Genomic DNA, 12962 nt, shown 5'->3' with positions numbered 1-12962 from the left:
GCGAATGAAGATGGGAATGCGCGGCGCCGCGGCGTCGGTTCTGATTCTGGCGATGGGTGCCACCGGTACCGCGATGTCGCAACAACCAGCCGCCCGCGCGGCTGTCAAGGAGACTTCCACTTTGAACACCCAACGGGAAAAGCTCGGCTACGCCATCGGTATCGATGTGGCCAATTCGTTCGGTCCGATCTCCAGCGAGATCGACCTGGCCGCCCTGCGTCGCGGTGTGACCAATGCCTTTGAAGGCAAGCAGCCGCTGATCAGCCAGGAAGAGGCGCAGAAGACCGATGCCGCCCTGCGCCAGGCCGTGATGGCCAAGAGCGGCCAGCCGGTTCCGGGCGTTGCGCCGGGCACCGCGCCGCCGAAGGTGGACCGTGAAAAGGTCGGCCTGATGCTGGGCAGCTTCGCCGTGGGCCCGTCGCTGGCACCGCTGAAGGACGATCTGGACCTGGACGCGCTGTTCGATGCGGTCAGCACCACCTTCAACAACGGCACTCCGAAGATGAGCGCCGAGCAGGCCAAGGCCACGCTGGAAGGCTTCATGAAGGGCAAGCAGGCTGAAATGGACGCCAAGTCCGCCGCCCAGGCCGGTACCAACCGCGTGGATGGCAACAACTTCCTGGCCAAGAACAAGACCGCGCCGGGCGTGGTGACCACCGCCTCGGGCCTGCAGTACCAGGTGCTGCGCCCGGGTTCGGGCGAGCGCCCGATGCCGACCAGCAAGGTGCGCGTGAACTACGAAGGCAAGCTGCTCGACGGCACCGTGTTCGACAGCAGCTACCAGCGTGGCCAGCCGATCGAGTTCGGTCTGGACCAGGTGATCAAGGGGTGGTCCGAAGGCGTTTCGCTGATGCCGACCGGCTCGAAGTACCGCTTCTGGATTCCGGGCGAGCTGGCCTATGGCGAGCAGGGCACCCCGGGTGGCCCGATCGGTCCGAACGCGACGCTGACGTTCGACGTCGAGCTGCTGAACGTTCTGCCGTAACGGATCTGGAGCACCACCGCCCATGCGCGTTGCGATTTTCGGTACCGGCTACGTCGGTCTTGTCACGGGTACCTGCCTGGCCGAGGTTGGCCACCAGGTGATCTGTGTCGATATCGACCAGGCCAAGGTCGACGGCCTCAACAACGGGATCGTTCCGATCTATGAGCCCGGCCTGGAGCCGATGGTCAAGGCCAACCACGATGCGTCGCGGTTGACCTTCACCTCCGACGCCGCCGCCGCGATCGCGCATGGCCAGGTGATCTTCATTGCCGTGGGCACGCCACCGGACGAGGACGGCAGTGCCGACCTGCAGTACGTGCTGGCCGTGGCCCGCACCATCGGCCGGCACATCACCGTGCCGGTGGTGGTGGTGAACAAATCGACCGTGCCGGTAGGCACGGCCGACAAAGTCCGTGAGGCCATCGCGCAGGCGCTGGCCGACCGCGGCGTGGAGATCGCGTTCGACGTGGTCTCCAACCCCGAATTCCTCAAGGAAGGTGACGCGGTCGCCGACTGCATGCGGCCGGACCGCATCGTGGTGGGCGCGTCCAATCCCGAATCGGTCGCGCTGATGCGCCGCCTGTATGCGCCGTTCAACCGCAACCACGACCGCGTGGTGGAGATGGACGTGCGCTCGGCGGAGCTGACCAAGTACGCGGCCAACGCGATGCTGGCGACCAAGATTTCGTTCATGAACGAAATCGCCAACATCGCCGAGAAGGTCGGTGCCGATATCGAGCAGGTCCGCCAGGGCATCGGCTCGGATCCGCGCATCGGCTGGCACTTCATCTACCCCGGCGCCGGGTACGGTGGCTCGTGCTTCCCCAAGGATGTGCAGGCGCTGGCCCGGACCGCCCAGCAGTACGGCCATGAGCCGAAGCTGTTGAACGCGGTCGAAGCCGTCAACGAACACCAGAAGGGCCATCTGTACGCCCTGATCCAGCGCCACTACGACCGTGGCGAGGATGAAGGCGTGCGCGGCAAGACCTTCGCGGTGTGGGGCCTGGCGTTCAAGCCCAACACCGATGACATGCGTGAAGCCTCCAGCCGCCGCCTGCTGGCGCAGCTGTGGGAGGCCGGTGCGCAGGTGCGCGCCTACGATCCTGAAGCGACCGAAGAAGCGCGCCGCATTTTCGGTGAGCGCGATGATCTGGTGTTCTGCGACAACGCTTATGACGCCCTCGAGGGCGCCGATGCGCTGGTCGTGGTGACCGAATGGAAGCAGTTCCGCAGCCCGGATTTCGTCCGCCTGCGTGAAATGCTCAACGATGCGGTCGTGTTCGACGGCCGCAATCTGTACGACCCGCAGGACATCGAAGCCGCGGGCCTGGCTTATTACGGCATTGGCCGGGGACGTTCGTTGAATGCATGAGTCCACACCCTCCGAGCGCGAACAGGCACTGGAAGCACGCCTGATCGAGCTGGAAATGCGCGTCTCCTTCCAGGAGCAGGCGTTGGCCGAACTGAGCGAGGCCCTGGCCGATGCGCGCATGGAAGGCAACCGCAATGCCGACCTGACCCGCATCCTGCTCGAAGACCTCGGCAAGGTCCGCACCGCGTTGTATTCCGATTCGGCCGAAGAGCCGCCGCCGCCGCACTACTGATCTGACGTCATGAGCGATACTCTCCGCGACCAGCTGCTGGGCCTTGGCTTCAAAGCCGCGCCCAAACCCGAACGAACCAACGACCGCAAGCCGGATCGTCGACCCGACGCGCGCCGCGATGGCCGCCCGGCCGGCAAGCCGCAGGGCGCGCGCCCGGCCGGCAAGCCCGGCGAGGGCCAGCGGCCCGCCCGCGACGGCGAGCGCCGCCCGCAGGGCAAGGGCCGCCCCGCTGGTGCCCGCCCGCCGCAGGGCGCACCCGGCAAGCCGCGCTCGCGCGAGGACATCGACCTCGCCAAGGCGTATGCGATCCGTGCGCAGAAGGAAAAAGACGACCGTATCGAGGCCGAGCGCCTGAAGCAGGAAGAAGCCCGTCTGCGTCGCGAAGCCAAGGCCAAGCTGGAGGTCCTGCTGGAAGGCAAGTCCCTCAACGCTGAAGCGGCCGACATCGCGCGCCACTTCCCGTACGGCGGCAAGATCAAGCGCATCTACGTCACCGCCGACCAGCTCAGGGCACTCAATGCCGGCGAGCTCGGCGTGCTGCAGCAGAACGGCCGCTATGTGCTGGTGACTGCCGCGGTGCTGGCCGAAGCCGAAGCGGTGTTCGCACCGTCGGTGGCGCTGAAGGTCGATCCGGATGCGCCGGCCGGTGAAGATCCGTATGCCGATCCGCAGTACCAGGTGCCCGACGACCTGGTCTGGTAAACCAACGCAACCATTGTTGAACGCACTGGGCGCCGTGAGGCGCCCAGTGCATGTCAGGAGCAGGGCCATGCAGGAACGCAGTCCCGGGTATTTCCCGCATATCGATGGCCTGCGTGCGATCGCGGTCCTGGCGGTCATCCTCTATCACCTCAAGGCGAGCTGGTTGCCGGGCGGCTTCACTGGTGTGGACGTGTTCTTCGTCATCTCCGGTTTCGTGGTCAGCGCCTCGGTGGATCGCCTGCCGGCGGTCGGCGGCTGGGCCGGGCTGGCACGCTTCTATGCGCGCCGCATGCGTCGCATCGCTCCGGCACTGGTGGTCTGCCTGCTGGTAACGGCGATGCTCAGCGCGTTGCTGATTCCCGAATCCTGGCTCAGCGAGACCAGCGACAAGACCGGCCGGATGGCGTTCGTCGGGCTGAGCAACTGGGTGCTCGCCAGCACCGGCAACGATTACTTCTCGCCGCGCACCGAGTTCAATCCGTACACCCATACCTGGTCGCTGGGTGTGGAAGAGCAGTTCTATCTGCTGTTCCCGCTGTTGTTCCTGGCGTGGGCCAAAGGCCCGCGTGGGCGCTGGCTGTCGCTGGGCCTGTTCGGCGTGGCAACCGTGGCATCGCTGGGCTATGCGGTGTTCCGCGCGCGACAGGGCGGCCATGAGATCGATGCGTTCTACCTCACGACCACGCGCTTCTGGCAGCTGGGCGCTGGCGTGCTGCTGTTCCAGCTGCTGTCCCTGAGCGGGCGGTTCACGCCGCCGCCGGTGCCGCCGCGCGGTATCAGCTGGCGCTCGCCGCTGCTGGTGCTGAGCCTTGCGGCGCTGGGCTATGGTTTGTGGGCCGCACGGCCGGGGCATTCGCCATGGATCGATGGGCTGTGGCCGGTAGTGGGCACGCTGGGGTTGCTGGGCCTGCTGCAGCGCTCACCCGGGGGCTGGGTCGGGCGGGCGCTGGCGACCACGCCGATGGTGACGATCGGTCGGCTGTCCTACTCGCTGTACCTGTGGCACTGGCCGGTCTTCGTGCTGTTCCGCTGGACGGTGGGCCTGGAGACGGTGGCCACCGGCGGCGCCGCGCTGCTGTGCGTGGCACTGTTGTCCTGGCTGTCGTGGCGCTGGGTGGAACAGCCCCTGCGGCATGGTGCGCGCTGGGGCGTCAGCAACGCGCGCTGGGTCGTGGTCGGGCTGGGCGTACTGGTGCTTGGCGCCGGCCTGCAGGCGGCGCTGGTCAAGACCCAGCAGTACACCTCGCTCAGCGTGGTCAGCCGTGCCCCGCTGGACTGGTATCCGTATGCCAAGGGGTTGAAGAAGGAGATCCCCGACTGCCGCGTGCGGGTCAGCAACGTGCCGGTGCTGGGCGGGCAGGCGCGTCTGTATGCGCGTGGTGAGTGCCCGGGACGCACCGCATCCACCCGCCAACTGTTCGTGGCCGGCGATTCGCATGCGCTGGCCTACCACGAAATGCTGCAGCGCCTGGCTGTGCTGGATGGAGCGCCGATCCGACTGTATGGCAGCGGAGGTTGCGCGCTGGTCGGGCTGCGCGCCTGGCAGGGGCCCAATCCGGCGTGCGAGGCCTATGCGCGCAATGTGCTGGACGATATCCAGGCGCGTGCGCAGCCGGGCGATGTGGTGCTGTTGGCAGGGCTGCGGCTGCCGCGCCTGTCCGAACAGTACGCACTGTTCGATGTCGCGCAGGTTCGCGCTGCCCATCTCAGCGAGGCGGCCAATGCAGGCCGTACCGCCGAAATATCTCACTGGATCGAGCAGCTCACGCCGCTGGCCGATCGCGGTGTTCACATCGTGCTGGAGGCGCCCAAACCCGTTTTGCCAGCGCCCCCGTACCGGTGCTCGGATGTGTTCAACCGGCACAATCCGATCTGCGCCAACGGCATGACCGTGCCGCGCACCGAGATCGAGCAGTTGCGTGCGCCGGTATTGGCCGGCCTGCAGCAGGTGGCTGCAGGTCTGCCCGGCGCGTCGATCTGGGATCCGATGCCGTTGCTGTGCCCCGGCGAGCAATGCCTGCCGACACGTGAGGGCAAGCCGCTGTTCTTCGATGGTGATCATCTCAGCGGCTATGGCAATCGTCTGCTGCTGCCTGATTTCCAGGCGCAGCTGAAGCGGTGGGAGACGACGGCGCCCGCCGTCGCCCCCTGAATCACACACCCCGCGATCAGTCGCGGGTAGCCGTGTCTGCAGCGGCCTCGATCGGGCCGGCGACCTGCTGGCCGGCCTGCCAGACCGCGCCAATGCGCTGCGTGTTGGCGATATCCACCAGCGGATCGGCATCGAGCACCAGCAGGTCGGCGCGCTTGCCGGCGGCAATGCGGCCGCGGTCGGTCAGCCCCAGCAATGCCGCCGCTTGCGTGGTGGCGACCTGCAAGGCTTCGGAGGGCGTCAGCCCGGCTGCCACCAACAGCTGCAGTTCGCGATGTTCGGCCACGCCGATCACCCGTTGCGGCATCGCGCCGGCATCGGTGCCGAAGCCGAGCTTCACTCCCGCCGCATGCAGGCGGCGCACGTTGTCCAGATTGGTCACGACCGCCTTGCGCGCGGCGGGTATGCCGTCGCTGGCCAGCTGGCTGCGCTGCCAGTCCGGCTGCGACCAGCGCGCCAGCACATCGGCGTGCAGTGCCTGGCGCAGGAAGGGCTGCTGCAATGCCAGCGGATGCTCGGCATACCAGTAATTGGCCTCGTCGATGGCGATGGTGGGGATGTACCAGGTGCCCTGGTCGCGCATCTTCCGCGCCAGCATCGGGTCCACCGCGCGGTCGCGTATACCGTGGGCGAGGATGTCGACCTTGGCATCGACCAGGTCGCGGGCCTGCTCCAGATCGTGGATGTGCGCGGCAACCTTGAGCCCGCGCGCATGCGCTTCGGCGATGGCGGCGCGATACACCTCCGGAGTCATCATCGGGCGTTTGCCACCGAGGTCGTCCACCCACAGCTTGATCAGGTCCACGCCATCGGCATGCTGGGTGGCCACGGCCGCGCGCGCCTCTTCGGCGTTGCGCGGGCGTGCCACCGGATCGTGGCGCAGGCCCATGGTGTCGGCCGGGGGCGCACCCTCCGGGGCGCCGATACCGCCGCCGGCACCGTACAGCTGCGCACCCAGGCCGGGATCGATGTTGATCCCCTTGCGGAGGGTGAAGAAGTCCGCGCCGTTCATGCCCAGCGCCGTCACCGTGGTGATGCCGTAGCGCTGGAACTGGCGCAGATCGCGCACCACGTTGTCATGGGTGTAGAAGCGGTCGCCGTGTTCCAGCCCCTGCGTATTGCCAACGTGGGCATGGTCGCTGACCAGGCCGGGCAACAGAGTTTTGCCTGTGTAATCGATGCGGCGCGCACCGGTGGCGGCCGCCGGCAGCGGCGTGCCGACATGCACGATCCGCGCGCCGTCGATCAGCACTGGCGTGATGCCGAGGTCGCGGGTGCCATCGAAGACACGGGCGTTTTCGAACAGGATCGGCTCGGCTGCGGCAGGCAGGGCGGTGGTGGCGGCAAGCAGCAGCGCCCACAGGCGGGTCGGTCGCATCGGCGGCTCCAGTCAGGGGGAGCCTTGAGCCTACCCCATCCGGGGATCGGGTTGCCGGCCAGTGGCCGGCACTACCGGCAGCGGACAATCAGTGCGTGCGCGCCCGCAGCAGCGGCAGGCTGATCGCGAAGAAGCACAACAGTGCGCCAGCCAATGCAAAGCCACTGCCCGCGAGGAACGCGGTACGGCCCTGATCGATCGGCCACAACTGGCCCGCGATCAGTGCGCCGAGCACGCCGCCCACTCCGGAGGAGAAGCCGTACAACAAACCCTGGCCATGGCCGTTCAGGCGCCCGGGGAAGTAGGTGGCCAGCATCTGCATCGCGGCGGCGAAGAAGGCGGCAAAACCGAGCGCATGCGCAGTCTGGGCGAGGAGCATCACCGGCAGGTTCTCCGGGAACAGCGCGGTCACCGCCCAGCGCACCGTGGAACTGAGCAGGGCGATCAGCAGCATCCAGCTGGCGTCATAGCGGCGGAAGAAGCGGCCGATGGTGAAGAACACACCCACTTCGAACACCACCCCGACCGTCCACAGCACGCCCAGCGTGGAGGTTGCGTAGCCGTGGTGATCCATGTAGACCGAGAAGAAGGTGTAATAGGGGCCGAACGACAGCTGCTCCATGAACGCGGCCAGGAAGAACGCCAGCACCTGCGGCTTGCGCACGATCGCCCAGAATCCACTGGCATCACCGTCGCTGCGCTGCAGGTTGCGTGCGTAGTGGTTGGCAAAGCCCGAGGCGGTCAGCAGGCCGAACAGCGGCAGCATCAACCACGGCAGCAGATGTGCGTTGCCGGCGCCGCCGTCGCCTTCGATGATCCAGCCGAACAGCATCACCACGGCGATGAAGCCCAGCGAGCCCCACACCCGGATCAGCCCATAGCGATGGCTGTCGCTGCCCAGGTGGGTCAACGTGATCGATTCGAACTGTGGCATCACCGCGTTGTAGAAGAAACAGAACGCGATCATCGCCGGGTACAGCCACGGCTGCGGCAACGGCAGCAGGAACGCGCAGAAGGTCAGCAGGGTGATCACGCAGCCCAGTCGCAGCCAGAAGATCGGGCGCGGCGAGGCGGCGGCGAGGGAGGTCCAGGTGGTGGGCGCCACGATGCGGGTGGCGTACCAGATGCCCATCATCACGCTGATCGCGGTGACGCTCATGCCGCGCGAGGTCAGGAACAACGACCAGTACGGTGTGAACGCGCCCAGAGCGGCGTAGTAGAACAGGTAGAACGAGGACAGGCGGACGGCCGGTACGGCGTCGCGGGGGAGGGCGGTCATGCGGGATCTCGGTGACGACCGGTGCATTATGGACGCGCGCACCCGGGCACGGGGTGGGCGACCGCCTTATTCCGGATCGTAATCCAGATTGGACGCCAGCCAGCGCTCGGCCTGTACACGGTCCACGCCCTTGCGCTTGGCGTAATCGACCACCTGCTCGCGGGTGACACGGCCGACCACGAAATACTGGCTCTGCGGGTGGCTGAAGTAGTAGCCCGACACCGCCGCGGTGGGCAGCATCGCAAAGCTCTCGGTCAGCTGCATGTTCGCGTTGCGCTCGGCATCCAGCAAGCGGAACAGCGTGGCTTTCTCGCTGTGCTCGGGGCAGGCCGGGTAGCCGGGCGCAGGGCGGATGCCGGCGTACTTCTCGGCGATCAGCGATTCGTTGTCCAGCTGCTCATCGGGCTGGTAGCCCCAGTAATCCATGCGCACGTGCTGGTGCAGGCGCTCGGCCAGGGCCTCGGCCAGGCGGTCGGCCAGTGCCTTGAGCAGGATCGCGTTGTAGTCGTCGTGGTCGGCCTCGAAGCGGGCCACGTGCGGGTCGATGCCGATGCCGGCGGTCACCGCGAACGCGCCGATCCAGTCCTGCTTGCCGCTGTCGGCCGGGGCGATGAAATCGGCCAGGCAGAAATCCGGGCGCTCGACCGGCTTGTCCACCTGCTGGCGCAGGAAGTGCAGCACGGCCGGGCCATTGTCGGTACGCAGGTGCACATCATCGCCAACGCTGTTGGCCGGCCACAGGCCGAATACGGCCTTGGCGGTCAGCCACTTCTCCTCGACGATGCGGGTGAGCATCGCGCGGGCGTCCTTGTACAGATCGGTGGCCTGCGGGCCGACGATCTCATCGGTGAGGATCGCCGGGAACTTGCCGGCCAGTTCCCAGGCCTGGAAGAACGGCGTCCAGTCGATCACCTCGACCAGGTCGGCCAGCGGGTAATCGTCGAGCACATGCAGGCCCGGCTTGCGCGGTGCCGGCGGTGTGTAGGTGGCCCAGTCGCCCACGAACCGCTGGGCGCGTGCCTTGGCGAGGGTGACCAACCGCTTGGCGTCGCCACGATTGCGGTGGCGCTGGCGGATGTCGGCGTAGTCGGCCTCGTTGGCAGCCACGAAGGCATCGCGCAGCTCTCGCGAGATCAGCGATTGCGCCACGCCGACCGCGCGCGAGGCGTCCTTCACCCACACCGTGGGTGCCTTGTAGTGCGGATCGATCTTCAGCGCGGTGTGCGCGCGCGAGGTGGTCGCACCGCCGATCATCAGCGGCATCGTGAAGCCCTGGCGCTCCATCTCGCGCGCGACGTGGCTCATCTCTTCCAGCGAGGGCGTGATCAGGCCGGACAGGCCGATGATGTCGGCGTTCTCGGCGCGCGCGGCATCCAGGATCTTCTGTGCCGGCACCATCACGCCCAGATCGATCACGTCGAAGTTGTTGCAGGCCAGGACCACGCCGACGATGTTCTTGCCGATGTCGTGCACGTCACCCTTGACCGTGGCCATGATGATCTTGCCGTTGCTCTTGGCAGTGTCGCCGCTGCGGGCCTTTTCCGCCTCGATGTACGGCAGCAGGTAGGCCACCGCCTTCTTCATCACGCGTGCGGACTTGACCACCTGCGGCAGGAACATCTTGCCGGCGCCAAACAGGTCGCCCACGATGTTCATGCCGTCCATCAGCGGTCCTTCGATCACATCCAGCGGACGGGTCGAGCGCGCACGGGCTTCTTCGGTGTCCTGCTCGACCCACGCATCCATGCCGTGCACCAGCGCATGCGCGAGGCGATCATTGACCGGCTTTTCGCGCCAGGCGAGGTCTTCGCCGCGCACTTCGCCCTTCTTGCCCTTGTAGCGCTCGGCAATTTCCAGCAGGCGCTCGGTGCCGTCACTGCGGCGGTTGAGGATCACATCCTCCACGCGCTCGCGCAGCTCGGCGTCCAGATCATCGTAGATCGGCATCGCGCCCGCGTTGACGATGCCCATGTCCATGCCCGCGCCGATGGCATGGAACAGGAACACCGAGTGGATCGCCTGACGCACGGTTTCATTGCCGCGGAACGAGAACGACACGTTGGAGACGCCGCCGGAGACATGGCAGTGCGGCAGGGTGCGTTTGATGATGCGGGTGGCTTCGATGAAGTCGACCGCGTAGTTGTCGTGCTCTTCGATGCCGGTGGCGACGGCGAAGATGTTCGGGTCGAAGATGATGTCTTGGGGCGGGAAGCCGACCTGCTCGGTCAGGACCCGGTAGGCGCGGGTGCAGATCTCGACCTTGCGCGCGCAGGTATCGGCCTGGCCGTCCTCATCGAAGGCCATCACCACGGCGGCCGCACCGTAGCGCAGCACCTTGCGAGCCTGTTCGATGAACTGCGCTTCGCCTTCCTTGAGCGAGATCGAGTTGACCACGCTCTTGCCCTGCAGGCACTTCAGACCCGCTTCGATCACGCTCCACTTGGAGGAGTCGACCATCACCGGAATCCGGGCGATGTCCGGCTCGGACATGATCAGGTTGAGGTAGCGCGTCATCGCCTTTTCGGAATCGATCAGGCCCTCGTCCATGTTGACGTCGAGGATCTGCGCGCCGTTGGCGACCTGCTGGCGCGCCACTTCCACCGCCTCTTCATAGCGTTCTTCCTTCACCAGCTTGCGGAACTGCGCGCTGCCGGTGACGTTGGTGCGCTCCCCGATGTTGACGAACAGCAGGTCCGGGGTGATGACCAGCGGCTCGAGACCGGACAGGCGGGTGTGGCGGGAAGACGTCATGGGCAGGCTGGCACGGGCTGGCGGAGGAGGGTCAACGACAACGGGAGCGTGGGGCGGATGCGGTCATGCCGCGTCTTCCAGCGGTGGTGCGGGCAGGCGGCGCGGCGGCAGATCGGCCACCGCTTCGGCAATCGCGCGGATGTGCGCCGGGGTGGTGCCGCAGCAGCCGCCCACCAGGTTGAGCAGACCGGCGCTGGCGAACTCGCGCAGCGTGGTGGCCATTTCTTCCGGGGTTTCGTCGTACTCGCCGAAGGCATTGGGCAGGCCGGCATTGGGATGCGCGCTGACCAGACACTCGGCCACAGTGGACAATGTCTCCACGTGGGGCCGCATGTCGCTGGCGCCGAGCGCGCAGTTCAGCCCGATCGACAGCGGCCGGCCATGCGCGACCGAGGCGTAGAACGCCTCGGCCGTCTGCCCGGAGAGGGTGCGGCCGGAGGCATCGGTGATCGTGCCGGAGATCATCACCGGCAGTCGACCACCGCGCGCATCGAACACTTCTTCGATGGCGAACAGCGCGGCCTTGGCGTTGAGCGTATCGAAGATGGTTTCCACCATCAGGGTGTCGGCGCCACCGTCGATCAGGCCATCGATGGCTTCGCGGTAGGTCTCGCGCAGCGCATCGAAGCTGGTATTGCGGAAGCCGGGATCGTTCACGTCCGGGCTGATCGACGCGGTGCGGCTGGTCGGGCCGAGCACGCCGATCACGAAGCGCGGTTTGCCCGGCGTGGTCGCCGCGACTGCATCGCAGCAGGCACGCGCCACTGCAGCACCGGCTTTGTTGAGCTCGTAGACCAGGTGTTCAAGGTGGTAGTCGGCCTGGCTGACCGAGGTCGCATTGAACGTATTGGTCTCGACCAGATCGGCGCCGGCCTCCAGGTACGCGGTATGGATGCCGCCGATCACCTCCGGGCGGGTCAGCAACAGCAGGTCGTTGTTGCCCTTGAGGTCATGTCCCTCCGGCGTGTCACCGGTCGCGGCATGATCGCAGCCGGGCCCGTGCTGGTGGTCGTAACCGCCGGCGAAGCGCGCGCCGCGGTAATCGTCCTCTTCCAGCCCATGGCGCTGGATCATCGTGCCCATGGCGCCATCGATGATCAGGATGCGCTGGGCCAGCGCCGTTTCCAGCGCATGCACGCGGTCGGGGTGGAGCCAGGGCAGGGATGGCATGGGCAGACCTCAGGGCTTGCTGGCAATCAGCGAAATGACTTCGAAATGCGGCGGGCGCTTCTCGCGGGTCACGGTTTCCAGGCTGGAAACGACCAGGCCGGCCTTCTCCACGAACTTGCGCAGTTCCTTGTCGCTGAAGCCGAGGTTGACGTGGCCATAGGCATCCACGGCCGCACGGTGTTCGTGGCGGGCCAGGCTGCACAACAGCAGGCGACCACCCGGGCGCAGCACGCGCGCGCCCTCGGCGACGGCCTGCGCCGGCTTGGCCGCATAGGTCAGTGCGTGCATCAGCACCACCAGGTCGAAACTCTGGTCGGGGAAGGGCAGGGCATGCATATCGCCTTCGCGCACTTCCACATTGGCCAGCCGGCGCAGGCGCTCGCTGGCAGCGGCGACCACGCGCGCGCTGGTGTCGATACAGATGTAGCGCTTGGCGTGCGGCGCCACAAGCTCGGCCAGCACGCCGTCACCGGAGGCGATATCGAGCACGTCACCGGTTTCCAGCAACGGCAGGGCGGTGCGTGCCAGCGCTTCCCAGGTGCGGCCGGGGGAATAATGGCGTTCCATGTCGCCGGCGACGCTGTCGGCCCAGTTCTGGTCCGCCGCTCGGCTGGCCATGACGGCAGCCACACGCTCAGCGTCCTGGCGCAGCAGCGGGTCGTCGCTGCCGGTGCTCAGGGCATGCCACAATGCGCGCTGCGCCGGATCCAGCGCGGCGTCATCGAAGCGGTAATACGCCGAGACGCCGGAGCGACGGTCGCGGACCAGGCCGGCTTCCTTGAGCCGGGCCAGGTGGGTGGACACCCGCGGCTGCGCCAGCGTGGTGATGGCCGACAGCTCGGCCACAGTGAGTTCTTCCTGTTCCAGCAGCGCCAGCAGGCGCACCCGGGTGGCGTCGGCAAACACTTTCAGCCGGACGGACCAGTCCTCGAGATCCATAA

At 67.0% G+C, this 12962-nt stretch carries 10 protein-coding genes; 5 read left to right on the top strand and 5 right to left on the bottom strand.

The features are described from left to right. Positions 1–4: 4 nt before the first annotated feature. The 5 genes from AC1DIQ_RS01175 to AC1DIQ_RS01155 all read left to right on the top strand — a co-directional run bounded on the left by AC1DIQ_RS01175 (position 5) and on the right by AC1DIQ_RS01155 (position 5443). Positions 5–985 (top strand): FKBP-type peptidyl-prolyl cis-trans isomerase N-terminal domain-containing protein, encoded by a 981-nt coding sequence (locus AC1DIQ_RS01175; RefSeq protein ID WP_121037926.1) that lies wholly within the window; start codon positions 5–7, stop codon positions 983–985. Positions 986–1007: 22 nt separating this feature from the next. Continuing rightward, a complete protein-coding gene (locus AC1DIQ_RS01170; RefSeq protein WP_282262809.1) occupies positions 1008–2357 on the top strand; it encodes a UDP-glucose dehydrogenase family protein in 1350 nt (449 codons plus the stop codon). Next, positions 2350–2589, top strand: a complete 240-nt coding sequence (locus AC1DIQ_RS01165; protein ID WP_019185948.1) for a SlyX family protein — start codon at positions 2350–2352, stop codon at positions 2587–2589. Before AC1DIQ_RS01170 ends, AC1DIQ_RS01165 begins: the two co-directional genes overlap by 8 nt. 9 nt (positions 2590–2598) lie before the next feature. Then, positions 2599–3291 (top strand): DUF2058 domain-containing protein, encoded by a 693-nt coding sequence (locus tag AC1DIQ_RS01160; protein WP_121037920.1) that lies wholly within the window; start codon positions 2599–2601, stop codon positions 3289–3291. 67 nt (positions 3292–3358) lie between these two features. Further along, complete coding sequence (locus AC1DIQ_RS01155) at positions 3359–5443, top strand: acyltransferase family protein (RefSeq protein WP_121037917.1); 2085 nt, start codon at positions 3359–3361, stop codon at positions 5441–5443. A 16-nt stretch (positions 5444–5459) separates the two neighbouring features. Here the strand turns inward: AC1DIQ_RS01155 and AC1DIQ_RS01150 are convergent, their stop codons facing one another. From AC1DIQ_RS01150 to AC1DIQ_RS01130, 5 genes are all read right to left on the bottom strand, one after another. Further along, on the bottom strand, positions 5460–6821 hold the full coding sequence (locus AC1DIQ_RS01150) for an amidohydrolase family protein (RefSeq protein ID WP_478049306.1): 1362 nt from the start codon (positions 6819–6821) through the stop codon (positions 5460–5462). An 88-nt stretch (positions 6822–6909) separates the two neighbouring features. Further along, positions 6910–8100 carry an MFS transporter gene (locus tag AC1DIQ_RS01145; protein WP_152152619.1) on the bottom strand — a complete coding sequence of 397 codons (1191 nt, stop codon included), beginning with the start codon at positions 8098–8100 and terminating at the stop codon, positions 6910–6912. Positions 8101–8166: 66 nt separating this feature from the next. Further along, on the bottom strand, positions 8167–10851 hold the full coding sequence (gene metH, locus AC1DIQ_RS01140) for a methionine synthase (protein WP_461770057.1): 2685 nt from the start codon (positions 10849–10851) through the stop codon (positions 8167–8169). A gap of 63 nt (positions 10852–10914) precedes the next feature. Next, positions 10915–12021 (bottom strand): homocysteine S-methyltransferase family protein, encoded by a 1107-nt coding sequence (locus tag AC1DIQ_RS01135; RefSeq protein WP_478049305.1) that lies wholly within the window; start codon positions 12019–12021, stop codon positions 10915–10917. A gap of 9 nt (positions 12022–12030) precedes the next feature. Continuing rightward, positions 12031–12960, bottom strand: a complete 930-nt coding sequence (locus tag AC1DIQ_RS01130; protein WP_121037902.1) for an ArsR/SmtB family transcription factor — start codon at positions 12958–12960, stop codon at positions 12031–12033. Positions 12961–12962 lie beyond the last annotated feature (2 nt).

It is taken from the genome of Stenotrophomonas sp. 05L413, from assembly GCF_056397945.1.
This window is presented reverse-complemented; position numbering and strand designations above follow the sequence as displayed.

What these genes read in the sequence shown, in the direction of transcription:
- AC1DIQ_RS01130 (WP_121037902.1), bottom strand. Translation starts at nt 12,960, where the DNA reads ATGGATCTCGAGGACTGGTCCGTCCGGCTGAAAGTGTTTGCCGACGCC.
- AC1DIQ_RS01155 (WP_121037917.1), top strand. Translation starts at nt 3,359, where the DNA reads ATGCAGGAACGCAGTCCCGGGTATTTCCCGCATATCGATGGCCTGCGT.
- AC1DIQ_RS01165 (WP_019185948.1), top strand. Translation starts at nt 2,350, where the DNA reads ATGCATGAGTCCACACCCTCCGAGCGCGAACAGGCACTGGAAGCACGC.
- AC1DIQ_RS01150 (WP_478049306.1), bottom strand. Translation starts at nt 6,821, where the DNA reads ATGCGACCGACCCGCCTGTGGGCGCTGCTGCTTGCCGCCACCACCGCC.
- AC1DIQ_RS01175 (WP_121037926.1), top strand. Translation starts at nt 5, where the DNA reads ATGAAGATGGGAATGCGCGGCGCCGCGGCGTCGGTTCTGATTCTGGCG.
- metH (WP_461770057.1), bottom strand. Translation starts at nt 10,851, where the DNA reads ATGACGTCTTCCCGCCACACCCGCCTGTCCGGTCTCGAGCCGCTGGTC.
- AC1DIQ_RS01145 (WP_152152619.1), bottom strand. Translation starts at nt 8,100, where the DNA reads ATGACCGCCCTCCCCCGCGACGCCGTACCGGCCGTCCGCCTGTCCTCG.
- AC1DIQ_RS01135 (WP_478049305.1), bottom strand. Translation starts at nt 12,021, where the DNA reads ATGCCATCCCTGCCCTGGCTCCACCCCGACCGCGTGCATGCGCTGGAA.
- AC1DIQ_RS01170 (WP_282262809.1), top strand. Translation starts at nt 1,008, where the DNA reads ATGCGCGTTGCGATTTTCGGTACCGGCTACGTCGGTCTTGTCACGGGT.
- AC1DIQ_RS01160 (WP_121037920.1), top strand. Translation starts at nt 2,599, where the DNA reads ATGAGCGATACTCTCCGCGACCAGCTGCTGGGCCTTGGCTTCAAAGCC.